Annotated in this window: 20 protein-coding genes; 13 read left to right on the top strand and 7 right to left on the bottom strand. The window is 42.3% G+C overall.

The genetic code is table 11. The features are described from left to right. Positions 1-30: 30 nt before the first annotated feature. On the bottom strand, positions 31-213 hold the full coding sequence (locus tag BJP34_RS22330; RefSeq protein ID WP_070394237.1) for a hypothetical protein: 183 nt from the start codon (positions 211-213) through the stop codon (positions 31-33). Positions 214-320: 107 nt separating this feature from the next. On the opposite strand from BJP34_RS22330, the gene BJP34_RS49250 reads away from it, so the two are divergent. Both BJP34_RS49250 and purB read left to right on the top strand, forming a co-directional pair. Next, entirely contained in the window at positions 321-455 is a 135-nt protein-coding gene (locus tag BJP34_RS49250; RefSeq protein ID WP_267876340.1) for a hypothetical protein, read from the top strand. Between the two features lie 38 nt (positions 456-493). Next, a complete protein-coding gene (purB, locus tag BJP34_RS22325; protein WP_070396827.1) occupies positions 494-1789 on the top strand; it encodes an adenylosuccinate lyase in 1296 nt (431 codons plus the stop codon). Between the two features lie 431 nt (positions 1790-2220). On the opposite strand, the gene BJP34_RS22320 is transcribed toward purB, so the two are convergent. Further along, a complete protein-coding gene (locus tag BJP34_RS22320; RefSeq protein WP_070394236.1) occupies positions 2221-2421 on the bottom strand; it encodes a hypothetical protein in 201 nt (66 codons plus the stop codon). Positions 2422-2890: 469 nt separating this feature from the next. Between BJP34_RS22320 and BJP34_RS22315 the strand changes: the two genes are divergently transcribed. From BJP34_RS22315 to BJP34_RS22285, 8 genes are all read left to right on the top strand, one after another. After that, positions 2891-3778 carry a DUF4351 domain-containing protein gene (locus BJP34_RS22315; RefSeq protein WP_070394235.1) on the top strand — a complete coding sequence of 296 codons (888 nt, stop codon included), beginning with the start codon at positions 2891-2893 and terminating at the stop codon, positions 3776-3778. A gap of 84 nt (positions 3779-3862) precedes the next feature. Continuing rightward, positions 3863-4138 carry a hypothetical protein gene (locus BJP34_RS44085; RefSeq protein ID WP_158517388.1) on the top strand — a complete coding sequence of 92 codons (276 nt, stop codon included), beginning with the start codon at positions 3863-3865 and terminating at the stop codon, positions 4136-4138. A gap of 732 nt (positions 4139-4870) precedes the next feature. Further along, entirely contained in the window at positions 4871-6472 is a 1602-nt protein-coding gene (locus BJP34_RS22310) for a tetratricopeptide repeat protein (protein ID WP_070394234.1), read from the top strand. Next, complete coding sequence (locus BJP34_RS22305) at positions 6462-7724, top strand: CHAT domain-containing protein (RefSeq protein ID WP_070394233.1); 1263 nt, start codon at positions 6462-6464, stop codon at positions 7722-7724. Before BJP34_RS22310 ends, BJP34_RS22305 begins: the two co-directional genes overlap by 11 nt. A gap of 11 nt (positions 7725-7735) precedes the next feature. Continuing rightward, entirely contained in the window at positions 7736-8158 is a 423-nt protein-coding gene (locus tag BJP34_RS22300; protein ID WP_070394232.1) for a hypothetical protein, read from the top strand. Continuing rightward, entirely contained in the window at positions 8158-9747 is a 1590-nt protein-coding gene (locus BJP34_RS22295) for a hypothetical protein (protein WP_070394231.1), read from the top strand. The genes BJP34_RS22300 and BJP34_RS22295 overlap by 1 nt, the downstream gene beginning before the upstream one ends. 316 nt (positions 9748-10063) lie before the next feature. Further along, the gene (locus tag BJP34_RS22290) at positions 10064-10930 is read left to right on the top strand and encodes a DNA alkylation repair protein (protein ID WP_070396826.1); all 867 of its coding nucleotides are present in this window, start codon (positions 10064-10066) and stop codon (positions 10928-10930) included. A gap of 420 nt (positions 10931-11350) precedes the next feature. Next, positions 11351-12454, top strand: a complete 1104-nt coding sequence (locus BJP34_RS22285) for a sulfite exporter TauE/SafE family protein (protein ID WP_149031115.1) — start codon at positions 11351-11353, stop codon at positions 12452-12454. 46 nt (positions 12455-12500) lie between these two features. Here BJP34_RS22285 and BJP34_RS22280 read toward each other — a convergent pair whose 3' ends face one another. Beyond that, positions 12501-13073 carry a Uma2 family endonuclease gene (locus BJP34_RS22280; RefSeq protein ID WP_070394230.1) on the bottom strand — a complete coding sequence of 191 codons (573 nt, stop codon included), beginning with the start codon at positions 13071-13073 and terminating at the stop codon, positions 12501-12503. 559 nt (positions 13074-13632) lie between these two features. On the opposite strand from BJP34_RS22280, the gene BJP34_RS22275 reads away from it, so the two are divergent. Both BJP34_RS22275 and BJP34_RS22270 read left to right on the top strand, forming a co-directional pair. Continuing rightward, a complete protein-coding gene (locus BJP34_RS22275) occupies positions 13633-15828 on the top strand; it encodes a transglycosylase SLT domain-containing protein (RefSeq protein ID WP_070394229.1) in 2196 nt (731 codons plus the stop codon). Between the two features lie 214 nt (positions 15829-16042). Beyond that, positions 16043-16462 carry a PPC domain-containing DNA-binding protein gene (locus BJP34_RS22270; RefSeq protein ID WP_202972008.1) on the top strand — a complete coding sequence of 140 codons (420 nt, stop codon included), beginning with the start codon at positions 16043-16045 and terminating at the stop codon, positions 16460-16462. A 162-nt stretch (positions 16463-16624) separates the two neighbouring features. On the opposite strand, the gene BJP34_RS22265 is transcribed toward BJP34_RS22270, so the two are convergent. The 3 genes from BJP34_RS22265 to BJP34_RS22255 form a co-directional block, all read right to left on the bottom strand. Continuing rightward, entirely contained in the window at positions 16625-17260 is a 636-nt protein-coding gene (locus BJP34_RS22265; RefSeq protein WP_070394228.1) for a hypothetical protein, read from the bottom strand. Between the two features lie 1035 nt (positions 17261-18295). Continuing rightward, the gene (locus tag BJP34_RS37410; protein WP_158517387.1) at positions 18296-23137 is read right to left on the bottom strand and encodes a caspase family protein; all 4842 of its coding nucleotides are present in this window, start codon (positions 23135-23137) and stop codon (positions 18296-18298) included. 223 nt (positions 23138-23360) lie between these two features. After that, positions 23361-24392: a bifunctional heptose 7-phosphate kinase/heptose 1-phosphate adenyltransferase gene (locus tag BJP34_RS22255; protein ID WP_070394227.1), complete on the bottom strand. Its 1032-nt coding sequence runs from the start codon at positions 24390-24392 to the stop codon at positions 23361-23363. A 234-nt stretch (positions 24393-24626) separates the two neighbouring features. On the opposite strand from BJP34_RS22255, the gene BJP34_RS22250 reads away from it, so the two are divergent. After that, positions 24627-25178 (top strand): PEP-CTERM sorting domain-containing protein, encoded by a 552-nt coding sequence (locus BJP34_RS22250; RefSeq protein WP_070394226.1) that lies wholly within the window; start codon positions 24627-24629, stop codon positions 25176-25178. Positions 25179-25418: 240 nt separating this feature from the next. Here the strand turns inward: BJP34_RS22250 and BJP34_RS22245 are convergent, their stop codons facing one another. Beyond that, a complete protein-coding gene (locus tag BJP34_RS22245; protein WP_070394225.1) occupies positions 25419-26357 on the bottom strand; it encodes a glycosyltransferase family 2 protein in 939 nt (312 codons plus the stop codon). Positions 26358-26509 lie beyond the last annotated feature (152 nt).

Raw genomic sequence — 26509 nt, 5'->3', positions numbered from 1 at the left:
CACGGCGGGTTAAAACCCGTCGTGTCCGTTTCATCCCCTCCTTAAAAGAGAGGGGTTCTCACGTTCCCGGATATTTGGATAGACCCAGCATTGAGAGGAAAATTGGTCATGGTAGGTGACAATAGGCATGCTAGCAATAGGCAATAGGTAGGCAATAGGCAATAGGTAGGCAATAGGCATGCTAGCAATAGGCAATAGGTAGGCAATAGGCATGCTAGCAATAGGCAATAGGGGATTTGAGGAATGATTAATCAATTATATAGCGTTTATCCTCATGATGCCCTAGATTCAATACCTTGTAAGCCTTGTGCAGAAACACTTTGACCACGCTACCTCCCGACTCCCGACTCCCTCGGTGCGCTTTCCGTAGGCGAATTAAATTCGCCACGGGTCGCACCGCTCCCGACTCCCGACTCCCTAAAACCCAAAACGAAAGTCCCTCATCCGATTCATAACTGCTACAATAGTAAGGTTGTGTTCTGCGATATTGGAATTGATTGAGCGCTACACCCTACCCGAGATGGGGGAATTGTGGACAGACACCTACAAGCTCAAAACCTGGCTTCAGGTGGAAATAGCTGTTTGTGAAGCACAAGCGGAACTGGGTAAGATTCCTGGTGAAGCAGTAGAGGAAATTAAGGCAAAGGCGGATTTTGACCTTAAGCGGGTGCAAGAGATTGAGCGAGAAGTCCGCCATGACATGATTGCCTTTCTGACTAATGTGAATGAGTATGTAGGGGATGTGGGACGCTACATTCACTTAGGCTTGACTAGTTCTGATGTTTTAGACACTGCCTTGGCACTGCAACTGGTTGCTAGTCTAAATATTATCCTCGAACATATTGAGAAGCTTGCTCAAGCGATTCGCTACCAGGCACAACAACATCGCTACACGGTGATGATTGGTCGTTCTCACGGAATTCATGCTGAACCAATTACCTTTGGTTTTAAGCTGGCCGGTTGGTTAGCAGAAGTTTGCCGCCATCGCGATCGCTTAGTGGCTCTGCGTGAAAACATATCTGTGGGCAAGATTTCTGGTGCTGTGGGAACCTATGCCAATATTGACCCTCAAGTGGAAGCGATCGCATGTCGAAACCTGTCACTGCAACCTGATACTGCCTCAACCCAAATTATTTCTCGCGATCGCCATGGTGAGTTTGTCCAGCAGTTAGCTCTGTTAGGGGCAACCATTGAACGGTTTGCTGTAGAAATTCGCAATCTCCAAAAAACCGATGTCTTAGAAGTAGAAGAATTCTTTTCTAAAGGACAGAAAGGTTCTTCTGCTATGCCACACAAACGTAATCCAATTCGTTCTGAACGGCTAAGCGGGATGGCACGAATCCTGCGAGGTCATACGGTGGCTGCTTTAGAAAATGTTGCCCTATGGCATGAGCGGGATATTTCTCATTCCTCTGTAGAACGAGTCATTCTGCCAGATGTGTGTATTTTAACTCACTTCATGTTAGTGGAAATCACAGATTTAGTGAAACACTTGTTGGTTTATCCAGAAAACATGAAGCGGAATATGAATGTTTATGGTGGTGTAGTATTTAGCCAAAAGGTGTTGTTAGCTTTAGTAGAAAAGGGCATGAATCGGGAAGATGCCTACAGTATTGTTCAGTCTTGTGCTCATCAAGCCTGGAATCAACCTGAGGGAGATTTCTACAATTTGATTACTAAGGATCCTGATGTTACGAGTAAGCTAACCCCTTCAGAAATAGAGGAATGTTTTAATCCCGAGCAGCATTTGCAACATTTGGACGAGGTTTATCAACGGTTGGGAATCTAGCTGTTATTTATAGCAGTTCTCAGAGGTTGTCTGAGAAGTCTCATTTGCTACATTCAAGCCCCCTAAATCCCCCGAGCGAGCAATCCCTCGCTCGGGGGACTTTTAGCAATAAATGGATTCTTGTTCCCCCCAGAATTGGGGGGCTAGGGGGGCAAAACCATACCCAGAATCAGCAACGCCATATAGTTAGTCTTTGCCCTGAATAGGAGTAGAGTGAGGATCCTGGCCGCCTGAAAATGAAACTGGCAAGATGCCAGTTCCACTCCCGATTCCCGATTCTTAATTCTTAATTCTTAATTCTTAATTCTTAATTTTTAATTCCCAAAAAAAATAGCCGTAGAAATACTATCCACGGCTATTTCAATCACATATGTCAGAAATTTCCGAAACCCTTGGCCAAGGGGGGAAAACCCCCCCCAAAATTTAAGGTGTTATGGCAATAACCAATACTTGGTCATAGTAGTTATGACTTCTCCTGGAATATCGGTCGCTTCTAGAGGAGTCCACTCAGCTATTTCTGCATAACCTAGGGAATACAGCATATGCATACTATTGATTACTGATTCACGAGGCCCTTTGAGAGTGTGCTGAGTGGGTTTTTTCTTGAAATTGCGAGTAAATTTGTCTGACATTGTGAAAAAGTTCAACTTGGTTTATATTGATTATTGTAATGATTATATTTTTATTTGTCAAGGGTTTTTAAAAGTTTTTTTTGGGGTTTTATAGTTCGTTAAATAAAGTTATTGCATAGAATTAATCAATCATATATTATAGTTTATTTAATTTCTAATATTTTCAAATAAAATGTTAAAAATATTAACTATATCTCGATTATTTATTAGTTATAAATGTGTTATTATTGAATAATAATACCCAACAATAGCAATCATTTTATATGGGTTTTATACCCCGATATACCGTTAATGATTGTCGGGGTTTACTGGGAATTTCAAGAGTTAGTTAAGTGGCTAATATTTCCGACATACTTTCCCATGGATTTATTGAAGATGATTTGGGATAGGTTCGAGTGGTCGAATTTGTGGCTCTTAACCCTCTTTTCAATTAGTTAACCAGAATTGACTTAGTTGTCTTTTATATGTAATGACTTACGATAGTACTCTAAAATATCTTGTTGAACAATATCCCCAAGCCTTTACTCGTTGGTTGTTTAACCAAGAATCAGCAGAGGATATCGAAATTCTAAACACCGAATTAAGCACAGAACCAATTCGGGCAGATGCCTTGTTTTTTGTGCGAGTTGCTGATGCTATTTTGCATTTGGAATTTCAAACTCTACCCCAATCTGAACCTCCCTTACCCCTGCGGATGCTGGATTATTGGGTCAGGTTATATCGGCAGTATCGTTGTGATATTGAACAGGTAATAATTTTTCTCAAACCAACCCGATTAGCCGGAGTATTTGTCAATCAATTTACCGAAAGAAACCTATCCTTCCGCTACCGGGTGATTCGGATTTGGGAATGTGATCCACAACCATTACTTACCACCCCAGGGTTACTACCTTTGGCAGTATTAGCACAAGCGGAAGTGCCAGAAAACCTGCTATCCCAGGTAGCAGCCAAAATCGATATGATTGAAGATAGACAACAGCAGCGTAACCTATCTGCTTGCGTGCAACTGTTGGCTGGGGTGAAATTTGATGAGCAGTTAATTCAAGCTTATTTTCGGGAGGATATGATGCAAGAGTCAGTAGTTTATCAACGGATTATTCGTCAAGGATTAGAACAAGGATTAGAACAGGGATTAGAACAAGGATTAGAACAGGGATTAGAACGGGGATTAGAACAAGGCAAGCGCAATGAGCTTAATTTAATTATCCGTCAAATTAGCCGTCGCTTAGGTGAAATCAATCCCCAATTACACAGTCAAATTGAGGAATTATCTTTTGAGCAGTTGGAGGATTTAGGAGTAGCGTTGTTAGATTTTGAAACCGAAGTGGATTTGACCAATTGGTTGAATCAGTTATAGCGCTACGCGCAAGGGCAAGAGGCAAGAGGCAAGAGGCAAAAGTAATGGTGCGCTCCTACCATTAAGAATTTAATTCGCCACGGGTTGCACCTCTGCATCGCTTACAACCCTCTTGACTATTGCCTATTGCCTGTTCCCTGTTCCCTGCTCCCTGCTCCCTACTCCCTGCTCCCTGCTCCCTGCTCCCTATTTCCATGTGATAAGATAGTACTCCTTAAGAACAAACCGGTACTAGTTACTGAGAAACGAGTACTGGTAAGTGATAAACGGGTATTAGTTAACCAGAAACGGGTATTAGTTAACCATAAATGGGTACCCGTTTGTTATACAACAGTACTAGTTAAGGCAAAGGAGTACTAGTATATGAGAAATTAGTACTCGTTTGTTATACAACAGTACATGTTTAACATACAACAGTACTAGTTTTAGGTTAATGGGTACTCGTGTGTTAGATGTTATTACAGTACTACCCACTTCAGACTTCAGACTTCAGACTTCTAACTTCTAACTTCAGACTTCTAACTTCTAACTTCTAACTTCAGAGTTCTGACTTCTAATAATGGGTACTCGTTTGTTAGATGTTATTACCCGGTCTGGTTTATTGTTGACCCTGTTCCCTATTTCCTGTTCCCTGCTACCTAAAATACCAAACTTGCTTACCTCAAACAATTAAAAATTGGTAGATTTTTAATCAAAGATTTACATAGTTAATAGTTTAATTAACTTTCCTGAAATGATATCAAGCTTGCTTGATTTCTAGGTAAAATCATCCTAGTGGTAAAAATCTAGTAGTTTGGCTATGGTAAGCGTCAAGGTTTCGGGAGCTCAAATCACCAATTATGACCACTAGCGTTAACAGGTTTTAGTGCATCTTACTTTATAGCATTTCTGAATTCGGTTAGGTAAAAAGTCCTAGGTGTTAGGAAGTAGGGAGTAGCAGGCAATAAAATTGACGGTACCTCATAAGTACTAGAAACGCTATATTTTGTTTTTATCTACCAGTTCTGGCTATATCAAATAATTTCTGTTCTACCCTCAATCAAAGTGCAGAAATAAACCTTAGCAGTAGTTGAAAACATAGAAATTAAAGCAATGACAGAAACACCCGATCGCGAAAGTGCTAAAACTAAGTTAATAGAACAATTATTACAAGCTACAAAAGAGAGTGACCATGACCCGCTAATTGGAAATAAACTTCCGCAAACTGTAGAAACACTGCTTACCGATAATCTAGAATTATTATATGATGACTTTCCTAAAGTCCTGAAAAACTGGGCGACTGATAAATTTAACACTACTGAATTATCAGAAGCCCAGGAAATTGCTAAAACTATCGCTAATTTTAGCAATATAATTTGTATCCTTTATCAAGGAAAAGAAAAAATTAATAGAGAAATAGCTCTTGCTGGTTATCAAGTATCTCTCGAAGTTATCACTCGTGAGACTTTACCTGATAAATGGGCTGCTCTTCAGCATAATATAGCTCTAACTTATCTTTGGCGAATCCTTGGAGAAAAAGAGGAAAATATAGAGAAAGCAAGAGAAGCTTCTGAATTAACTCTAGAAGTCTTTAGCAAAAAAAAATATCCTTATGAATGGGCGAGAAGTCAACAGAATTTAGGGATAGGCTATCGCCAGCGAGTCAGGGGTAATAAAGAGGATAATCTAGAAGAGGCAATTAGGCGTTATCACTTAGCTTTGGAAGTCTATACCGAAACTGACTATCCCTACAAATGGGCACAAATACAATACAATTTAAATCATGCCTATGCTGAAAGGATATCTGGAGAAAAGACTGAAAATTTTAAAAAAGAAATTGAAGCAGCTCTATTAGCTTTAAAAGTTTTTTCTAAAGAAGAGTATCCCTATCTATGGGCTCAGACACACAATTCCATAGGTCTTGCTTACCGCGATAGTATAGAAGGAGACACAGCGGAGAATTTAGAAAAGGCTATTACTGCTTTCCAATTGGCTTTAGAAGTCTTATCTTCTGAAGACTATCGCGAAGATTGGGCAATGGTTCAGAATAATCTAGGAACTGCTTACCGTCGCCGCATCAGAGAAAATCAGGCGGAAAATATAAAAAAGGCAATCAAGGCTTATGAATTAGCCTTGGAGGTTTATACTCTTGAAGGCTTTCCTCACTATCATCTAGACACTTTATTTAACCGAGGTTTGGCCTATCTATATGCTAGTAATTTTGTCAAGGCTTATGACGATTTTAAAGGTGCGATAAATACTGTAGAACTATTACGAACTGAAATTATTTCATCTCCTTCAGCAAATGAAAACAGTTCAGTTTCTGAAGGAATAGACACAAAAAAGCAGAAGTTCGCAGAAGAATGGAATAGTCTTTATCAACGGATGGTAGAAGTTTGCCTAAAACAGAAAAAAATCACCGAAGCGATTGAATATGTTGAACGGAGCAAAACCCGCAATTTAGTTGAAGAGATTCTCCGCCGTGATCAAAACACCATATTTCCCCCAGAAGTTGTTACTCAACTAGAAAAATATAGGGAGAAAATAGCAGAAGCTCAGAAGCAAATTCAACAGGGGAAAGCTGACAATCCCACCGCTCTGATACAACATCTCAAAGAATGGCGACAGCAGCGGAATGATTTACAAGACCAATATTTACGTATCGGTTCTAGCTTTAATTTTGAGGAATTTCAGAAAAAATTAGATGTTATATAACCACACTGCCATTGTAGAGTTTTACATTACAGAGGATAAGCTGCTCACTTTTATCTTTACCAAGAAAACCCAGCAGCCTATCGTTTTGGAGTCTGAGCCGGAAGACTTAAAGAAATTGGAACAATGGAGAAATGAATATCTAGGAAGCTACAACAACCAAAAAGCTGATTGGCAAAACAATCTGAGTAACCTCCTAGATTTGCTGGCACAAATTCTGCACATTGATGACATCATTCAGCAAATACCCCCAGAGTGCGATCGCTTAATTTTAATTCCCCATCAGTATTTACATTTATTCCCGCTTCATGCTTTACCGATTACCAGTAAACAGGGAAAAGGTAAAGCTATAATTCTAATGGATCGCTTTCCAGCAGGGGTAAGTTATGCCCCTAGCTGTCAACTACTCCAACTTGCTCAAACCAGAGAACGCCCCGACTTTACCCACCTGTTTGCTGTCCAAAACCCCACGAGTGATTTAGCTTACACTAATATCCAAGTAGAAGTGATTAAAGGCTACTTTAATCCACCACCAGATACAGAAGTCCTCGTTAAAAATGCTGCCACCAAAGTAGCCATAGATAATAAAAACCCTGCCAGCAAAGTACCCATAAATAGTAAACCTCTCAACACATTCCACTGTGCCCATTTTAGCTGTCACGGTTACTTTAACCTTAACCAGCCTCAGAAATCCGCCTTAATCCTGGCAGATGCCCCCCTTAGCAATGTACCGGCTGAACTCAATCCAGAAAAACATCTAGTTTTGGATAACGGTGAAGTAATTGACTTAGAGAAATGCCTCACCTTAGATGGAGTCTTTGCCCTGAAATTAGAACAATGTCGCCTTGTTACCCTTTCTGCTTGCGAAACGGGATTAATTGATCACACCAACATCAGCGATGAATACATTGGTTTACCCAGTGGTTTCCTAGTTGCGGGTAGTCCAGCGGTAGTTTGTAGCCTGTGGACGGTATACCAATTGTCTACAGTGTTGTTGATGATAAAATTTTATGATAATTTTATCAACTGCCATATGTCCTTAGCAGTTGCCCTTAATAAAGCGCAATTCTGGCTGCGGGATGTGACTAAGGAAAATTTATTGCTCTGGATTCAGAGGTTATCTATAAAGGGTTATCAAAAGCGGTTTTTGAGTGCTCCGCTTTTGAAGAATGATAATTTTCGGGCTCTAAGCCCCAGCGATAAGCCTTTTGAAGAACCCTATCATTGGGCAGCATTTTGTGCAATTGGTCAATAGGAGTTAAGACTATGGAAGCTGAGATTCAAGTAATAGAAAATTTTATAAAGCTAATCAAAACCCAACCCGATCTTTTTTCTGAACAGGATCGGAATGAAATCGAAGCGATATTTAATCCCCTAATCAACACGGGACTACTTTTTTATGAACAGGATGAGAATGAAATCGAAGCGATAATTAATTCCCTGGGTAATGATGATCTGGAGGGATTAGCAGATAAGATTGATAACTGGTGTACAGTTCATGAAGTGATTGGCGATGCTCTAAATTTTTTAATTGCTAGCGAACCAATCGGTGAGATGGGACTTGCAGGCACTTTCTCCACTCGTGAAACTAAAACCGAAGATGAAAAGAACCAAAGGGAAACCCTGGATAATGAAGTCCGCAAGAGTTCTACGGAAGAAACCAAAAAACCCAACACTCCCAAAGGCTGATGACTGACACCGCCTTGCCAATCAAAAACCCCAGCGTCACCCTTTATGCCTTTCATCTCTGCCAAGATTTAAGCCAAGAACTGGGACAGTTGCGACAGGATGCGGATCAGTTGTGGCAAGACTGTGCTAAGCTCAGCGAACCCTTTGGGATCCCAGAGCTGAAATCTTTACCGGAAAAATTACAATCCCCTCCAACCCAAACACCGATCACAAACCGTTACATAGAACTATTGCCTGATAATGGTCGCTTAACCTATACGCCACCATTGCAAATAGAAGGCTCTGGCCTAACAGTCGAGGTGTATCCGGTTCAAATTCATGACACTTATGCCATTGATATAACTCTGTATTACCAAAATGTCACTGTTCCAGCCAGTCAATTTAGTCGGTTAAATCCCCAAGGGTGCCTCCTAGCCAGCAACATTCAAGCTTCCTTGGGACAAACCTTGGTGCTCTATGGGGAACCCGTGGGCACTCCCGATCAAGATAGAAAGTTAGCAGATGCCTGTGTGGATGCTTTTTTCCAGGGAAGCGACCAAAAACCCCAATTTAGTGCATCTGGGCAGTTATTTGGTAGCCCCATTTTTGCCTATGACAACGGTAAGGAGAAACCAACGGAGCAATGTCACCTTCTGGTCTGCTTAAACCGTCACCCAGAAACCTTAAACCTGGCTCAAAAGACTTACCGTTCATTTTTCAATTTGTTGTGCTGTCGCAGTAAAATCCTGTTTGCTTATCATGAAGCCCGTTGGTGTTATCGCCAAACCAGGGAACTCTATGGTGAACTGGAACAAGAGGTTAAAGGCTTCAAGGAATTGCCAACAGAGCGAGAAACAGGCATTACGGAAAGGGCACCGGGGGGGGAACAAAACTCTCTAAGTCCCCCGCCCCCCTCACCCCCCAATTCTGGGGGGAATTATCGGATGCTTCGCTTTTTTAAAGATGGGGATTTAGGGGGCTTGAGCAAAACCAAACCTACCCCCATTGATACTTCAATTCAGCAACGCCCAGAAAGACGGCTAGAGCAACTGAAGCAGAAACTGACGGAGATGCCATCCCAGACCTTTGAGTATGCTGGTCATCTGCGAGACATGGAAGATCACAAAAATGCGATCGCCACCAATGCCAAAAATTATAACTACTGGCTAAAAAAAATCCGTAAATCTAGTCTCAAAGACGATAATATCGAGTTTTTAGAAGACTTCCTCAATCAAAGAACCAAGCTGTTTCAACGTCAGATTCAAACCAACCTGAATTATCTCAAACCCGGTCAGCAACTATTTGACCAGATGCTTGGTAGTATCCGAGGCATCGTAGAGACTGAACAAGCACAACAGGAGAAACGATTAGAACGTTGGATTGCTTCCGTCGGTATTGGTTTAGCGGTCAGTGGTATTTCTTCCCAAACCGCTGCTAAACCGGTAGAGTCTATTATCACCCAACTATACCCCAAACAATCCTTAGATTGCCCCAAGGCTGGTTTTACACCTTGCTTGACTTACAGTGTCGTGTTTGTGCTATTTCATGTTGGATTTGGTGCGTTCGCTGGGTTAATTGTGTATCGCATTATTCATCGGCTATCAAAATGATCAGGTTGTAGGGTGGGCAAAAACCCTTTGGTTATTTTGATAATTATAGAGCCTAAAATTTTGCCCACCCTACTTTCTATTCCCTATTCCCTATTCCCTATTGGTGGGCAAAAACCGTTGGTTTTTTTTGATAGTCCTAGATCATAACATTTTGCCCACCCTACTTTCTGTTCTACGTTCTCTTCCCTGCTCCCTGCTCCCTGCTCCCTGCTCCCTAAAAACCCAGAACGAAAGTACCTAACAGCAATTGCAAACCGCTATAAGTTAAAATAGTTTCAATAATCTTGTGGTGCAAAATGTCAAAAAAAGCAACTTTATGCACACAGTTGAACTTGAAAGGCTAAAAGCGAGAAAAGGAGCAAGGAAGCGTTCTGAAATTCCTAATGACGTCTTATGGGCACTCAATCAAGGCAAAATTGAAACCGTCAATCTTGTCGAATGGTTAGCCATTGATATGCCTTTGCTGCTTCGGAATAGTCTTACAGAAATAGGTTGGACAAAACAAATTGATGACTTGTATGATCAGAGCTTGAAACTTCAAGACCAAGGCATTACCAAGCGACTCAAAGGCATTGGAAAAATACTCTTTCAGGCTCTAGAAGACGAAGAAAACCCAACGGAAATTTTTGAAACGTTGGCTAGTCATAGGTCTGACATGGTTAGAGCTTGGGCTACTTTTAGTATAGCCGCTGACCAGACTTTATCCTTACCCGAGAGGTTAGAAATAATGCGTAGGTTCGCCGCTGATCGTAGTTTCTCTGTCAGAGAATGCGCTTGGGATGCCCTTCGCTCCTATCTTGTAGAGGATTTAGCTTATAGCTTCGAGTTACTAACAGAGTGGGTTAAAGATGAAGACCCCAATATTCGACGCTGTGCGGTAGAAGCTACTCGTCCTCGTGGCGTTTGGTGTCAACATATTCCGACTTTAAAGAAAAACCCCGAGCCAGGTTTGACCATATTAGAATTTGTTCGTTCAGACCCCAGTAATTATGTGCAGCGTTCGGTTGGTAACTGGTTGAATGATGCTAGCAAATCTAATCCAGATTGGGTAATCAATACCTGTTTGCGGTGGCAAAAAGAATCTCCAACCAAGGAAACAATTTGGATTATTAAACACGCTCTTAGGACTCTCAAAAAGCAGAATACTTTATCCCAGGAGCTTGAAGGAATAGCAATTAATTAGTTAACTGTAAACCTAAGTGGCCAGTTGTCAACCCCTTAGTATCAAGTAGAAATAGGTCATGAATTTATTGCCAAAATACATTTATACTTCAGAAGTAAGAGACATATTTAACTCTCGTTTGAATCAGATTAGTCAAGAGTCATTACAAGAATATCTACCATAAATTGAAACTGAATTAATTGCAAATATTGCTGAAAAAGAGTCTACAATAATTATCAAAACCTTAACTGAATCAATAGAAGATGTGATCAATCAAAAAATTAATAATATTTTGTCCCAAAGAGTGGGATGGTAATTGTAAAATCATTGAATCAATGATTTTACTAATTTAAAAAATTGAATTTTAAAAATTATTTGATGTAAAATAGTTTGATAAGTACCTGGACAAAAATAAACCTTACTTTATTAACTTTTGTAAAGTTGCCAAAAGTCCCTATGCTCCCTGCTCCCTGCTCCCTGCTCCCTGCTCCCTGCTCCCTATTTCAACAGTTAAATTTACTTTTGTCCGACTACTTATATCGACAATATAATTATCACAATTTGATGAAAAATCTAAATTTTAAATCCCATCAAATAGCTCCAATGGCAGCAATTTTTACTGTCTGGCTAACCTATATGGTACATACCAATCAATGGGATTTATTTATCCACAATTGGTTCATGTCTGTGACCATGATGTTTGCTTCTTTTATCGCTGGAGCTACAGCGGAGGGAGGTGGGGCTGTTGCTTTCCCGATTATGACTATAATTTTTCAGATTGAACCAGAAGTAGCCCGTAATTTCAGTTTGGCGATTCAAAGTATTGGCATGACCTCAGCCGCCTATCTGATTTTGACGAGAAAAATACCCATTGAAAAAAACTATTTATTATTATGTAGTTGGGGAGGAATTGGGGGAGTTATTTTAGGAAGTTACTATATTGCTCCTCTGATTTCCCCTCCCTATGCCAAAATGTTCTTTGTCTCTCTATGGTTAAGTTTTGGCATAGCTCTTTTTTATTTAAATATGAAGAGATCTCGTTCAGTTTTCGAGACACTTCCGCCTCTTTCATCAGGAGAAAAAAAACTTTTTATTTTTTTGGGATTCGTAGGGGGAATAGTAGTTTCAATTGTGGGAAGTGGAATTGATATTTTAACTTTTTCAGTGGTGACAATTCGATATCGCCTCTCAGAAAAAGTTGCTACTCCTACAAGCGTCTGCCTGATGGCGGGAAATACTATTGTCGGATTTGTTTTGCATCTTTTCTTTCTTAATGATTTTGGAATTCAGGAATTTAACTACTGGTTAGTTTGCATTCCTGTGGTGATTTTAGGTGCTCCCCTAGGAGCATATTTTATTAGCAATCGCTCTCGAAAGTTTATTACTAATGTTCTCTATTTTATTTTGCTAGCTCAATTTGTTGGAGCCTTATTCGTTATCCAACCAACTGGTGGGTTGGCTTGGTTTACTCTGAGTATTTTGATTAGTGGGTTAATAGTATTCCTTAGTTTGGCTGTATTGGCTGAAAAAAATAGCATCACATAATGGCAAATTTAACTATAATTAAATAGGATAGGGTAATTTAGGATAGTCACAAAAACACAATCTGAAGCTGTAACTCAAAACCAGGAAGCAAATGCGATCGCAGTATATCTCCAGGAAACAGTGTCTCGACTAAGGTAAGCTTGGCAGTTTGTCGCCGATAAACCTCAAGTTTAGTGGTGCGCCAATCCACAATCCAGTATTCCCGAACCCCCCGCACTGAGTAGAGTTTCAGTTTTACCTCTCGGTCACGACGCTCATGTTGACTTCCTGGTGATAAAGATTCTATGATCAGGTCTGGCGCTTCAGTTAAATGGCCTGCTTCATCCAGCATCTGTGGCAAGCGATTCTTGTCGGAAACCCAGACAGCATCAGGTTCCACAGCATTTTCTTGGTCAAAAACAATCCCTGGAACTAGGACAGCTTCACCATAGCCCTTATCACTTAAAGACCAGGAATCAAGGGCACTATATAGTCTTCCCACCACCTTGTTGTGGTTCCAATGGGGGGATCTGGTCACAAACAGGTCTCCATTGATAACTTCATATCTATTACCGTCCTCTGGTAACAGATCTAGGTCCGCAGTGGTGAATCGAATCTTATCAACGGTGGTTTCAGTCATGACTTGTTTTCAAGTTCACTCTTGTGAACAACGGGTGCATCTCATTAAAGCTGTTTGACCTGGTGGTGCGTTACGGGACGGGCTGTCCCAGACGTGAAGAGGCGGAAAATCAGGGTGAGCCCGTCCCTAACGCACCCTACGCAACTAATGAATTGTGATAATTTTTGACTCTATATTCCCGACTCCCGACTCCCGACTCCCGACTCCCTGTTCCCTTCGCTAAATAACAAAATTATAGGCAATCCTACCATAAATCGTCACAATTTCAAGGTAACCTAGTTCTAAGATATGGAATGGGGCGCGCTAAGGGTGGCAAAAATGTGCTTCATCAGGGTGATAAAAATATAGATATTATAGTTAATATAGTTATCTAGTTATTGCTGGCTTCGTGCTCTGTTAACTCTGACCAAATTTGACCAAGTTTGACTAAATCCGGTTCGAGGTTCTTAGCCAAGAACTTTATATTATGGTTTATAACTCAAGAGGGAAACCAGATGACCCTGATGATGGGTCATATGCTAAGAGAGTTTCAACTGCTGACCGTGTTGGGTAAGGATTTATGTTAAAAGAGCGTAGACAGCAATTTCTGTTATTGGCTGGAGCCATAGTGTTATTGGTATCAGTGTCCCTGGGAGCAGTATTCTTAGGTGTCACCGTAGCCAATCAACTAGAGGAAAAAGAGGAAAACAAGACTGCCAGCCAAGGGTTAACAGAGTCAACAGGCAAATCCGCTGTAGCACGGCTGGTTTCTCTGCCACCTCAACAACGAGCAACTAACCTAGATGCTTTTGCCTCCGGTCCGAAGTCTCGGGAACAGTATCGCGCCCGTTATCTGTTGGCATCGGATTTAATTCAACAAAATCAGCCAGAACAAGCCCTAAACCATCTCGAAGGACTTGAGTCAGATTATCCGGTTTTAGCATCCCACGTTGTCCTCAAACGTGCTCAAGCTTACCAAGCCATGGGGGATAGCGCTAAGGCTACAGCAGCCTGGGGTACTATCCTGAAAAAGTACCCCAACCAAGCAGTGGCAGCAGAAGCCCTTTATCATCTAGGAAAATCTAATCCTAAGCACTGGGACGATGCGATCGCAAAATTTCCCAGCCATCCCCGTACTCTAGAAATTGTCCGACAGCGCCTCAAAGCCAATCCCAACCAACTCCCATTACTATTACTCTTAGCCAAGCACACTCCTAAAGCCTTAGGAATGCAGGAGATCCGAGACCGGATCGTTGACAAGTATGCTGAGCAACTCACCCCGGAAGACTGGGAAATGATTGGCAATGGTTACTGGGAAACCTGGAAATATGGCAAAGCGGGTAAAGCCTACGCCCAAGCTCCCCGTACTCCCCGCAATCTCTACCGTGCAGGTCGAGGGCTTCATTTAGATACAAAAGCCAGCAAAGGCAAAATCTTTTATGAACAGTTGATCAGCGCCTATCCCAATGCCAAAGAAACCGGATTAGCCTTGAGGCGTCTTGCTAGTATCTCTAAGCGAACAGAAGCCTTAGCTTATCTGGATCAAGTCATCCAGAATTATCCCGATGAAGCTCCTCAAGCCTTGCTCGACAAAGCCAAAATCCTAGAAAAGCTCAACAGCAAAGTGTCTGCTGGCCAAGCTCGTAAGTCGGTATTGACCCAATATGCTAGTTCTGATGCTGCGGCTAATTATCGTTGGCAAATGGCTCAAAAAAAAGCAGCAAAAGGCCAGCTACAACAAGCATGGCAATGGGCGCAACCGATTACCACCAACAATCCCGATAGTGACATCGCTGCCCAAGCTGGGTTCTGGGTAGGTCGATGGGCAAGTAAGCTGGGGCGTCCTAATGATGCTAAAGCTGCCTTTGAGCATGTACTGGCTCGTTATCCAGAATCCTACTATGCATGGCGGTCGGCCAACTATTTAGGCTGGAATGTAGGGGACTTCACCTCCGTGCGCTACTTAATGCCAAAAGTGGTCAGACCCCAAGCTAGACCTTTACTAACCGACGGTTCTGCAACCCTCAAAGAACTGTACAAGCTTGGTCAAGATCAGGATGCTTGGGCTCTGTGGCAAGTGGAATTAGGAGACCGTAAGGAACTCAGTGTCTCAGAGCAATTTAGTGATGGTTTATTGCGCCTAGGGATTGGGGATAATCTCAAAGGCATTAACCAAGTCTGGAGCCTAAAACGACGAGAGACTCCCCAAGAACAAGCCGAATGGGCAGCACTGCGTGACGACCCAAAGTACTGGCATGCTCTATTTCCCTTCCCTTTCCTAAATTCAATTGTTAACTGGTCTGGTCAACGGGAGCTTAATCCCTTACTCGTAACTGCCCTAATTCGCCAAGAGTCTAGATTTGAACCAGAAATCCGTTCCGTTGCTGGTGCCATGGGTTTAATGCAAGTGATGCCAGCAACAGGTAGTTGGGTTGCCCAAAAAATCCAGTTGAAAGAATACAATCTTAAAAACCCTGATGACAACATTAAATTAGGGACATGGTATCTAAGCTTTACCCACCAACAGAACAGTAACAACTCTTTATTAGCCGTTGCCAGTTACAATGCCGGTCCCGGTAATGTATCAAAATGGGTGAATAGATACGGTTTTAGTGACCCCGACGCCTTTATTGAAAAAATCCCCTTTCGAGAAACCAAAGGTTACGTGAAAACAGTGTTTGGTAATTATTGGAATTATTTACGACTCTATAATCCTGATATTTCCCGGATGGTAGAAGCTCACGCTGCTAATAAATCCGTAGCATCATCTAATTAATTTTAGGGAGTAGGGAGTAGGGAGTAGGGAGTAGGGAGTAGGGAAGTGTGGGGAGATGGGCAAATTTTTTGGTGTTTTGATCAATCACCATTGGTTTTCATATTAATGAGATACAAAGCATTTTTTCCCGATTCCCGATTCCCGATTCCCGATTCCCGATTCCCGATTCCCGATTCCCGATTCCCGATTCCCGATTCCCTGTTCCCTTTGCTATATGATTGAAGCCTTTGCGATTAGGATACAACCGGATCAGGATTTAAAAGTTAGCTTAATCAATGTTGTCAAAAAAAATACTATTCAAGCTGGTTTTATTTTGACAGCCGTTGGTAGTCTCAAACAAGCTAACCTTCGATTCGCTAATCAAAATACCAGTAAATTATTGATCGAAAAATTCGAGATAGTGTCTTTAGTTGGAACTCTATCGATCCACGGTGTCCATTTACACATTTCCCTTGCTGATAAAAATGGTAAAGTGATAGGTGGTCACTTAGCTGAAGATTGTATCATCTATACAACAGCCGAGATAGTAATCGGAACCAGTGAAGAATTCAGTTTTATTAGAACACTCGATCAAACAACCGGCTACAAAGAACTGGAAGTTCGGCATAAAAATAGGGTAATGAGTACTGAATAATTGTAAGGATTCAGCTATCAGCTATCAGCCATTAACCCTAGGTCAAGCTAAACCGAACAGCTTTTGAATAAAATAAACTGACGGCTGACCGCTGACGGCTGACCGCTGACGGCTGAATGCTTACATCCACAAAACCTGAAACTATAAAGACTACTGAAACAATTAAACCCGTTTTGAGCAGTTTTTTAGTAATGAACTAGTCCCCAAAGCAGCTAATCCTAAGAAACCTAACAGTGATGTGGTTTCAGGAACAGGAGCGGGTTGAACATCAAGACTTTGGCTAACTGGTTGAAATAGACTGGTTACATCAATACCATTGGCATCAATTGCGGAGCTAACGGTAACTGCTAAGTCAGGCAATCCATCATTCTTAAACCCAGGCAGTACTTCGTAAGTTGCCCCAACTATTTCTAGAGTAGAGTTTGGAGAAACTCCAACTGAATCACTACGTTGAAAAAGTACTGTAGGTATTCCAAAGGGTGGGTTTTCTACTGGGCTCCCGCTAAAGTCTGAAAAAGCAGCTCGATCTGCATCTGTCCTAAATACGTCTAGAGTAAGAAGCTCAGTAGGATCTTGTTGAAAAAGAAGGTCCAATGACTGTAAATTAGCAGTGAGACCGCTAGTATCTAAAGTGAAAAAGACATCAATGGTGTCACCAACATTGACTTGGAGGTCATTGATGGCATCTTGGTCTAATTGCGACCCAATTGGAGTGAATGATACGGAGGCTCCATAAGCTGGAGTAACTGCGATCGCTCCCAGGAATACTAAAGAAGCACTAATGTGAGTTAATTTCATATGTATTGATATAAAAAACTACTATCAATATTTAATCAAACATTCCTGAATTTGATTTTGAAGAGTCAGTAAACTTAGCTAAAAGATTCAGTGATGAAAGAAAAAAAATACGGTAAATGCGATTGACCTTGGCCTTTGGGCCAAGCTACGCGAATGGTCACGCGGGGCGCGTTCGCATCTGAATATATAGTTCTTCAGTACCTACTATGCTAAATTTCCGGCGTTGCTGAATTAAGGAATGAATGCGCGATCATATGGTTTTGTTAAAGCCCCCGTGGGTCCCCCAAATTTGGGGGACGCAAGAAAATTTTGTTCCCCCCAGAATTGGGGGGCTAGGGGGGCGAAACCATACCCAGAATCAGCAACGCCAAATTTCCAGTAAAAAAAACTCATAAAGCTTGCTGAATAAGGGTTATAAGGCAATTTAACTAATAAAATTTTCTGAATACTGCCTCTTTACCCTGCTCCCTGCTCCCTGCTCCCTGCTCCCCAAGACCGCGCTGCATCACTGGGTATAGGCTTAGACGATGCGACATAATATTGAAGTTATCTCCTTTACTTTAAGGGGTACCCAGAGCCAGCCTGTGGCCTAGGAAAACTCTTAGGCTGGCTCTTCCCGTGGATTTGATTGTCCACACTTTGATTATACCATAAAAAATCGCATATTATAGCATATTTTTAAAATTTTTGTAACAAATTATTGAGAGAGTCGCCAGATGTATAGCGCTACGGGCAAGTCCGCAAGTCCACAAGTCAGAAGTAACCGATCAGGACTTACCCATTTGCCCCCTAAATCCCCCAATTCTGGGGGACTTTGACATCATTACCCCCACCGGTGCGCTCTTACCATTAAGAATTAAATTCGCCACGGGTCACACCTCTTGATGCAGCGCAAACTAGCCGATAATCTATCCAAGATTTCGGCTGTAATGGTAATCTATTTAGTTGGTAGGCACCCGATGAGGCGTTCGCGTAGCGTGGCCTTTAGGCCATGGCTTGAGTACCTACTTCATTCTTCTGTGGACAGGCATATGATTATTTCGAGTTTTGGGCTAACAAGTGCGCTACTATTTTAGGGTCTTTATCTATTTCCTCTGTATCTGGATTGAGGTCGATGTCAGGATAGAGTTTTTGCGCTTTTTTAAATTTTTTAACAGCACTCTTGATATTTGGCTCTTTTTGTAAAATAGCCCTACCTTGTCTCACCAGAAAGTCTGCTTTCGCTTTATCGTCCCAACTGGCATGCTTAAGACAAGCTTCTCCTGCTTCATTATTTTTAGGTACAACGAGGTCAGGATGAAATTGCAGCTGATTACATCCCTCTTTTAACAAATTTTGCCAATTTAAACCCAGCCACAAACGCACTGTGTTGTCCTTACTGCCACTGAGAATCTGTTGGCCATCTGGACTAAAAGCGATATCAGTGACATCATCAGTATGACCTTCTAATGTATGGAGAAGTTGACCGGTTTCTGTGTCCCACAAGCGCACTGTGTTGTCGTCACTGCCACTGAGAATCTGTTTGCCATCTCGACTAAAAGCGATCTCATTGACCCAACTTTTATGACCTTCCAAGGTATGGATTAGAAGACCTGTTTCGGTGTCCCACAACCGCAATGTTCTGTCCTGACTGCCACTGAGAATCTGTTTGCCATCTCGACTAAAAGCGATATCATTGACATTACTTTTATGACCTTCCAAGGTATGGATTAGAAGACCTGTTTCGGTGTCCCACAAGCGCACTGTGTTGTCGGAACTGCCACTGAGAATCTGTTTGCCATCTCGACTAAAAGCGATATCCTTGACCCAACTAGTATGACCTTCTAATGTATGGATTAGAAGACCTGTTTCGGTGTCCCACAACCGCAATGTTCTGTCGGAACTGCCACTGAGGATCTGTTTGCCATCTGGACTAAAAGCGATCGCAGTGACCCAACCTTTATCACCTTCCAAGGTATGGATTAGAAGACCTGTTTCGGTGTCCCACAAGCGCACTGTGTTGTCGTAACTGCCACTGAGAATCTTTTTGCCATCTCGACTAAAAGCGATATCATTGACATTACTTTTATGACCTTCTAATGTATGGATTAGAAGACCTGTTTCTGTGTCCCACAACCGCAAGGTTTTGTCGGAACTGCCACTGAGAATCTGTTTGCCATTTGGACTAAAAGCGATCGCAGTGACAAAACTTTTATGACCTTCCAAGGTATGGATTAGAAGACCTGTTTCTGTGTCCCACAACCGCAAGGTTTTGTCGTAACTGCCACTGAGAATCTGTTTGCCATCTGGACTCAAAGCGATATCACTGACATTACTTTTATGACCTTCTAATGTATGGAGAAGTTGACCGGATTCGGTGTCCCACAACCGCAAGGTGTTGTCGTCACTGCCACTGAGAATCTGTTTGCCATCTCGACTAAAAGCGATATCATTGACATAACTAGTATGACCTTCCAAGGTACGGATTAGAAGACCTGTTTCTGTGTCCCACAAACGCACTGTGGAGTCAGCACTGCCACTGAGAATCTGTTTGCCATCTCGACTAAAAGCGATATCATAGACAGCATTTGTATGACCTTCTAATGTATGGAGAGGAATACCGGTTTCTGTGCGCCACAAACGCACTGTGGAGTCAGCACTGCCACTAAGAATCTGTTTGCCATCTGGACTAAAAGCGATATCAGTGACCTCATAAGTATGACCTTCTAATGTATGGAGAGTTTGACCTGTTTCTGTGTCCCACAACCGCAAGGTGTTGTCAGGACTGCCACTGAGAATCTGTTTGCCATCTCGACTAAAAGCGATATCAGTGACAAAAGTATGACCTTCTAGTTGATGGATTAGAAGACCTGTTTCTGTGTCCCACAACCGCAAGGTGTTGTCCTCACTGCCACTGAGAATCTGTTTGCCATCTGGGCTAAAAGCGATATCATGGACCCAACCTTTATGACCTTCTAATGTATGGAGAAGTTGACCGGTTTCTGTGTCCCACAACCGCAAGGTGTTGTCGTCACTGCCACTGAGAATCTGTTTGCCATCTCGGCTAAAAGCGATATCAGTGACACTACTTTTATGACCTTCTAGTTGATGAATTAGTTGACCGGTTTCTGTGTCCCACAAACGCAAGGTGTAGTCATGACTGCCACTGAGAATCTGTTTGCCATCTGAACTAAAGGCGATATCCTTGACAAAACTTGTATGACCTTCTAGTGTATAGAGCAGTTGACCTGTTTCTGTGTCCCACAACCGCACTGTGTTGTCCTCACTCCCACTGAGAATCTTTTTGCCATCTGGACTAAAAGCGATATCAGTGACATCATCTGTATGACCTTGTAAACGATTCCTTTCTCTAACCTTATCTAAAGCTGCCAATAAGCTAGAATTAACTTCATTGATCACTGTTGGTTGCAAGGATTTTTGGTGATCTTGAATTTTAGCGGTTAATTCAATAGCTTGGAGCAATTCTTCTGTAGTAGGTTTTACTGATAGAGAATAGTTGATATTGGCAGCTTGTACTAGTAAGTCTGAGTTAATTGCCCGTTTACGAGATTGTAAGCCAAAATAAGTCGATAATACTAAACCTGTACCTAACCCCAGCATAACTGCGATCGCAACAACCCAATTCCGACGAGTATTGAAGCTTTTTCGCCTGACGCTACGCTGCACAAACTCAGCTTCCACTTGGTTAAACCAGTTATTCTCAGAATTGAGTACCTTTTTCAACAAATCAAGACGAGGGTTAGCATTCCAAAGAAACTTTGCCTTTTTCTGGCTTTCCCACTCCTGGGCTGCAGGAGTCAACCGCCGTTGTAGAAGTAAATTTTCCTCCTCTTTTTGTTTCCACTCCAGCAACCTTTGCCAACCCCGCACCAAAGCATCATGGGCTGGTTCCACATCAGGATTCCCCTCACTATCAAGTCCTTTTACTAATAACCGTGCTGTGCTAAAACGCTCAATTACTTCCTTAACTAAATCATTTTTCTGAGGCGGATATTCCAATTCTGATAACGGTACGCGCCTACGGGCTAACTCACCCCCAGTCAGGGCAACCATCCGCAGCATCACATGACGGATAACTTGGTCATAAGCTGGATTTTCATGAACTAGCGCCTGATATTCTTCATCAGCCCTTTGAGTTAGTGATTGCATGACTCCCCCCAATTCACTATAATCGGTTTGAGTCAACGCCCGGTCAATAGTAATACCGCTGTATTGTGCCTCCCGTTGCCGCCTTAAATACTTGAGATAAAGTTCGCTCAAGGCAAAAGAAAGCAGGGGCAATGCTCCGGGCATATCCGCCACTTCATCTATTAATTCTTCTACTAAATCGTGGGGCTGAAAATACATCACCCGTGCTTGAGCCGGTTTCTCGATTGCTTCCCTTAGTTCCCCTCGTGTCATCCCTGGCACAATAAATCGTCCGTTGTGCCAACGCTTTTTAAGCAAAGTTTTTCCCACGTTATAGTCTGTGGGGACAAACCTTAAGCCAGCATCCCTGACTTGGGGTTCAAAGTCAGAGCGTAGGGTTAATACTACCCGTAATTTATCCCGATGGGCATTTATGGCTGTGAGTATCTGTTGGAAAAAACCCTGACGCTCATCTAAGTTTTGACAGAGTGTAATAATTTCTTCGCTTTGGTCAATAAACAGTAATAACTTAGAGTTGGGGTTATTCTTCGCCCAAACATCAATGCTCATTGCCAGGTTCTGCTGTGGGTTTTGTGGCTCAACATTAGGTAACTTAGCTTCAGTCAGCACATTATTTAATGGTTCCAAGGGAGTCTCACCAGGACGGATGGGTGGCAAAATACACCATTTCTCAGTCTGAGATTGCCGTAGTTTGGGAATTAATCCGGCTTTTACCAAGCTTGATTTACCGGAACCGGAAGCACCCAACACCACTGTCAGGGGATTAGCTTTGACAAAATCTTCTAACTTTTCTACTAGTAATGTTCTACCGAAAAACAGTGAACTGTGTTTCTCGTCAAAGGACTTTAAACCGCGATAAGGATTTTGTGACTCATCTAAAGGTGGTGCGGGGGGTAAATTAAGTTCATGTCCGGGAGAAAGAAAGATATATTCTCCCTTATCGTGCTTATTTAAACACCAAATACCAGGGGTTTGTCGTAGACGCCATTTTTCTGTGGGAATTTCGACTCGATCCCGTAAATATAAATATAATTCGGTGGCTGTAATTACCCCATCTCCAGCCGGTTTACCATCTTTTGCAGGAGGAATTATATCTGCTGCCCCTTCGAGGGCTTCTAATAATGCACTAGCAAAAGGGGAATGATTGCCGACTTGACTGCGTTCGCTATCTAAATTAAAGTTATCGAAAGCTTTTTGGTCAGAAGCTGAGGAGGTAATGATTTGCCAGGCTGGGTCAGTAATAAAACGGTCGTATCGTTCTTGGTGAATTACTTCTGGGGATGTGAGTAAATCCCTACTACTCGACCATTTAAAAGCACCAGCAAAACAGCAGTCGAGGATACCCAAGAAATGACGACAGGGTAATTGACTTAAAGCATCGTGTAACTTGGTCATGGGCAGATAACTATTAATATCCCCCAGTTTGGCATCTTGAGGAATTAAGTAACCAGCCGGGCCATCATCCTCATTGAGCGCGACTCCATGACCAGCAAAGTAAAATAATAAGCGGTCATTTTCAGTGACTTGTTCTGGTAAGGTATGGGATAATAATTTGTTAAACTCAGATAGATTTGCCTCTTTGTCTAGGAAATCCCAGACTTTGTAATCATGCTTCTCGCGGAGAATTTCCACTAGTTTTTTGGCATCGTTTACGGCAGTGTTGAGGGGAGAAATGCCGTTGGTGTAGTTATTGATACCGGTGATAAATGCGAGATTGCGAGAAAACATGTTATTCTCAAATTACTTCTGACTTCTGACTTCTGAACTTCTGACTTCTGACTTCTGACTTCTGACTTCTGCTATATGTGGGTGGTATAATCACGCTCACACAGCAGTGAGATGCTCCCTATTTATTCCCCCAAGATAATCTGTTGACTTTACCCAGAAATTATTTTTTTCGTAATAAATCTTTACCTATTGATGAAAGCATCGAACAGAGAATTGCTATAGTTTATTCTTCAAGCTCCAACAATCCCCGTAAAGCCTCTTTCATCTCATCCTGACTAGTAGTGGCTGTCCCAAACTGACGCACCACAATGCTAGCGGCCAAATTCCCTAAAACCGCTGCTTCCCAGTAAGAAGCCCCCAGACACAAGCTCAAGGTCAGGGCTGCTACCACCGTATCCCCAGCACCAGTTACATCAAACACATCGGTGCGATTAAAGGCTGGGATATGCTCAACCTTACCATCACGACCAAACAAACTCATCCCCTGTTCACCACGAGTAATCAGAATTTCTTCCCCTTGAGTCAGTGCCAACAAATCTCTACCAGCTCTCAACAAATCCTCAAAACGCTTAATCCCATAACCCACTGCTCGCTCGGCTTCTGGCAAATTCGGAGTAAAAACTCTAGCGCCATGATAACGCTCCAGATCCTTCTGAGTATCTACAATGGTGCGGTCGTGAGACAAAACCGCTTCAATCACTGGTGGTGTAAACACACCATCTCCGTAATCAGAACAAACCACAGCATCCACCTGACCTAAATGTTGTCGTATTTGTGCTGCCAACTCTAACTGCTTATCCCGGTCGGGCAATTCATCCGACTTGCGGTCTATTCGCACAATCTGCTGAGTCACCGACTGACGGGCATGACCAGCAATCCGGCTTTTGGTGACTGTTGGTCGGTCTGGATCAATCACGATCGCACTAGTATCAATCCCCACCTCTTCAAACATCGTCCGCAGCACTTGCCCTTGAGGATCTTTACTCAAAAACCCAGCTACCTTAACCGTTGCTCCCAGCTTAGCCAGATTATAAACAGCATTTGCCCCACCACCAGGGGTTTGACGAGTGGTTTCATGACGTATTATTAATACTGGTGCCTCTCGTGAAATTCGTTCCACTTCACCTGTGAGAAATTCATCAAGAGTTAAATCACCAACCACTAGTACCTTGGATTGCTTAAAACCATCAATTAGCTCAAACAAACGTTGAGCTGAAGCAGCTAGTTGAGTTTTGAAAGACGTAAATTCAGTCATATAGCAAAGGGAACAGGGAGTAGGGAGTAGGGAGTAGGGAGTAGGGAGCGGTGCGAGTCCCTATTCCCTATTGGTATAGTATCAACCGTTATGCACAATAGCATTGAATTATTTTTCAGTAAAGTTTATTTAAACCTTCTGTAATGTTGCTTAACTATTATGACCCTTGGTATAAACTTGATTTGGTTACTTAAATTTAAGTAATATCAACAACTAATTTACAGGGTTCAATTAATGTTTAAAGTACCAAGTATCTGCCACTTAGCACTACTCACTACTGGTGCGGCTTTAAGCCTAGCAGTTATTGAAACTAATCCTGCACAAGCTATTACCATTACCTATGAGTTTTCAACAGAAGAATTTTCGGGTAAGTTCAGCTATGATGACGCCAATGAAATCAGGAGGGAATCTGAGGAGCCTATGTCAGGTATGCCCGTGGTAGAGTTAAAGTATCCAGTCGATGAGATTGAGTTTTTTTTCAACAATACAACCTATACCAAGGCGGATTCTACGAGAGAGCCTGTATGGTCAATCCTGGCCGGACAAGGCCAGCTAAGTTGGGCTACAGAAGATTTTAGGTTTAATCCTGCTAGTGGTCCAAGTATTTTCGGAGACTTATTTACTAGGTTCGATGTAGATGGAGAGTTCGTAGACACAGTGGGTTTTAGGCGGGTAGAAAATGAACCACCAGCAAGTGTACCTGAACCTGGCACGGTTATAGGACTTACTCTTTTAGGTTTAGGCTGGCTCTCAAAGAAAAAGATAGCATCTTCCCCAAGGGTATAGCAATCCTATTTGATTCGTGAAAGAAATGGGCTGGTTTAAGGCAGAAGGCAGAAGGCAGAAGGCTGATGAGACAGGAGTTGGAGCTAGTTTTTAAGAAGTCCAGTGATTTTACAAATGATTTAGGATTGCTATATAGAAAAAACAGACTAAAAAACCTAAGCCTAAGCCTAAGCCTATGCTGATAGCTGATAGCTGATAGCTGATAGCTGATAGCTGTCAGCTGATTCCTTACTTTGATACTCATTCCGACCCAAACCCCCTCACTTCTGATAAAACATACAATGGTCTTCCTTTAACTTCTTCATAAATCCGTCCTACATATTCCCCCAAAATCCCAATAGATACTAACTGTACTGCTCCCAAAAAGAAAATTGAAATCATAATGGTGGCAAACCCAGTCACCGGAGAATTCTGTTCAAAAATCCGCCAGTAAAGCACTAACCCTGCCATTAATAGCGCGATCGCTGTTGCTAATAATCCCAGATAAGTAGCGATTCGCAATGGCACTTTGGAAAAAGAAACCAGTGCATCTACTGCTAGGGCTAGGGATTTACGAATGGTGTACTTGATCTCACCAGCAAAGCGGGGGTCACGTACATAGGAAACAGAGGTTTGCCGCAACCCTACCCAAGAACGCAATCCCCGCACGTAACGGTTGCGTTCTGGCATAGCATTGAGTACATCAACCACCCGTCGATCCATTAAACAAAAGTCCCCCGTATCTAAGGGAATCTCGACATTGGCCAGACGGCGCAGTAAACGATAAAATAGGTAAGCCGGAAAGCGCTTTAACCAACTTTCACGACGTCTCTGGGTGCGCTGAGCATAAACAATTTGATAACCCTGCTGCCATTTTTCCACTAGCACTGGGATGACCTCTGGTGGGTCTTGTAAATCAGCATCTAGGACAATAATCCCTTGACCCCGCACAAAATTTAGACCGGCAGTGACAGCAATTTGATGACCAAAGTTACGGGAAAGACTTAGGTAACATACCCTTGGGTCTTTTTGATGAAGGTCTCGCATCAGCTCTAGAGAGCGATCGCAACTGCCATCATTGACTAGAATTAACTCCACCTCCCCCAACTGATCCATTACTGTACAGATGCGTCGGTACAGTTCTGAAATACTGTTTTCCTCGTTATATACAGGAATAACCAGGGAATAGGTTGGGTTCATCGTTTGTTGAAGGTTGAAGGTTTAAAGTTAGAGGTTACAGGTTGCAGGTTGAAAGTTGAAGGTTGTTCGCGTAGCGTGGCCAAAGGCCAAGGTTACAGGTGGTAAGTTACAGGTGGTAAGTTACAGGTGGTAAGTTACAGGTGGTAAGTTAC

It is taken from the genome of Moorena producens PAL-8-15-08-1 (assembly GCF_001767235.1).
Lineage (GTDB): Bacteria > Cyanobacteriota > Cyanobacteriia > Cyanobacteriales > Coleofasciculaceae > Moorena > Moorena producens_A.
Note: the sequence above shows the minus strand (reverse complement) of the source record. Positions and strands in the feature narration are given on the sequence as shown.

What these genes read in the sequence shown, in the direction of transcription:
- BJP34_RS37410 (WP_158517387.1), bottom strand. Translation starts at nt 23,137, where the DNA reads ATGTTTTCTCGCAATCTCGCATTTATCACCGGTATCAATAACTACACC.
- BJP34_RS22275 (WP_070394229.1), top strand. Translation starts at nt 13,633, where the DNA reads ATGTTAAAAGAGCGTAGACAGCAATTTCTGTTATTGGCTGGAGCCATA.
- BJP34_RS22270 (WP_202972008.1), top strand. Translation starts at nt 16,043, where the DNA reads ATGATTGAAGCCTTTGCGATTAGGATACAACCGGATCAGGATTTAAAA.
- BJP34_RS22280 (WP_070394230.1), bottom strand. Translation starts at nt 13,073, where the DNA reads ATGACTGAAACCACCGTTGATAAGATTCGATTCACCACTGCGGACCTA.
- BJP34_RS22320 (WP_070394236.1), bottom strand. Translation starts at nt 2,421, where the DNA reads ATGTCAGACAAATTTACTCGCAATTTCAAGAAAAAACCCACTCAGCAC.
- BJP34_RS22315 (WP_070394235.1), top strand. Translation starts at nt 2,891, where the DNA reads ATGACTTACGATAGTACTCTAAAATATCTTGTTGAACAATATCCCCAA.
- BJP34_RS22300 (WP_070394232.1), top strand. Translation starts at nt 7,736, where the DNA reads ATGGAAGCTGAGATTCAAGTAATAGAAAATTTTATAAAGCTAATCAAA.
- BJP34_RS22290 (WP_070396826.1), top strand. Translation starts at nt 10,064, where the DNA reads ATGCACACAGTTGAACTTGAAAGGCTAAAAGCGAGAAAAGGAGCAAGG.
- BJP34_RS22305 (WP_070394233.1), top strand. Translation starts at nt 6,462, where the DNA reads ATGTTATATAACCACACTGCCATTGTAGAGTTTTACATTACAGAGGAT.
- BJP34_RS22245 (WP_070394225.1), bottom strand. Translation starts at nt 26,357, where the DNA reads ATGAACCCAACCTATTCCCTGGTTATTCCTGTATATAACGAGGAAAAC.
- BJP34_RS22295 (WP_070394231.1), top strand. Translation starts at nt 8,158, where the DNA reads ATGACTGACACCGCCTTGCCAATCAAAAACCCCAGCGTCACCCTTTAT.
- BJP34_RS22250 (WP_070394226.1), top strand. Translation starts at nt 24,627, where the DNA reads ATGTTTAAAGTACCAAGTATCTGCCACTTAGCACTACTCACTACTGGT.
- BJP34_RS22310 (WP_070394234.1), top strand. Translation starts at nt 4,871, where the DNA reads ATGACAGAAACACCCGATCGCGAAAGTGCTAAAACTAAGTTAATAGAA.
- BJP34_RS22255 (WP_070394227.1), bottom strand. Translation starts at nt 24,392, where the DNA reads ATGACTGAATTTACGTCTTTCAAAACTCAACTAGCTGCTTCAGCTCAA.
- BJP34_RS22265 (WP_070394228.1), bottom strand. Translation starts at nt 17,260, where the DNA reads ATGAAATTAACTCACATTAGTGCTTCTTTAGTATTCCTGGGAGCGATC.
- BJP34_RS22330 (WP_070394237.1), bottom strand. Translation starts at nt 213, where the DNA reads ATGCCTATTGCCTACCTATTGCCTATTGCTAGCATGCCTATTGCCTAC.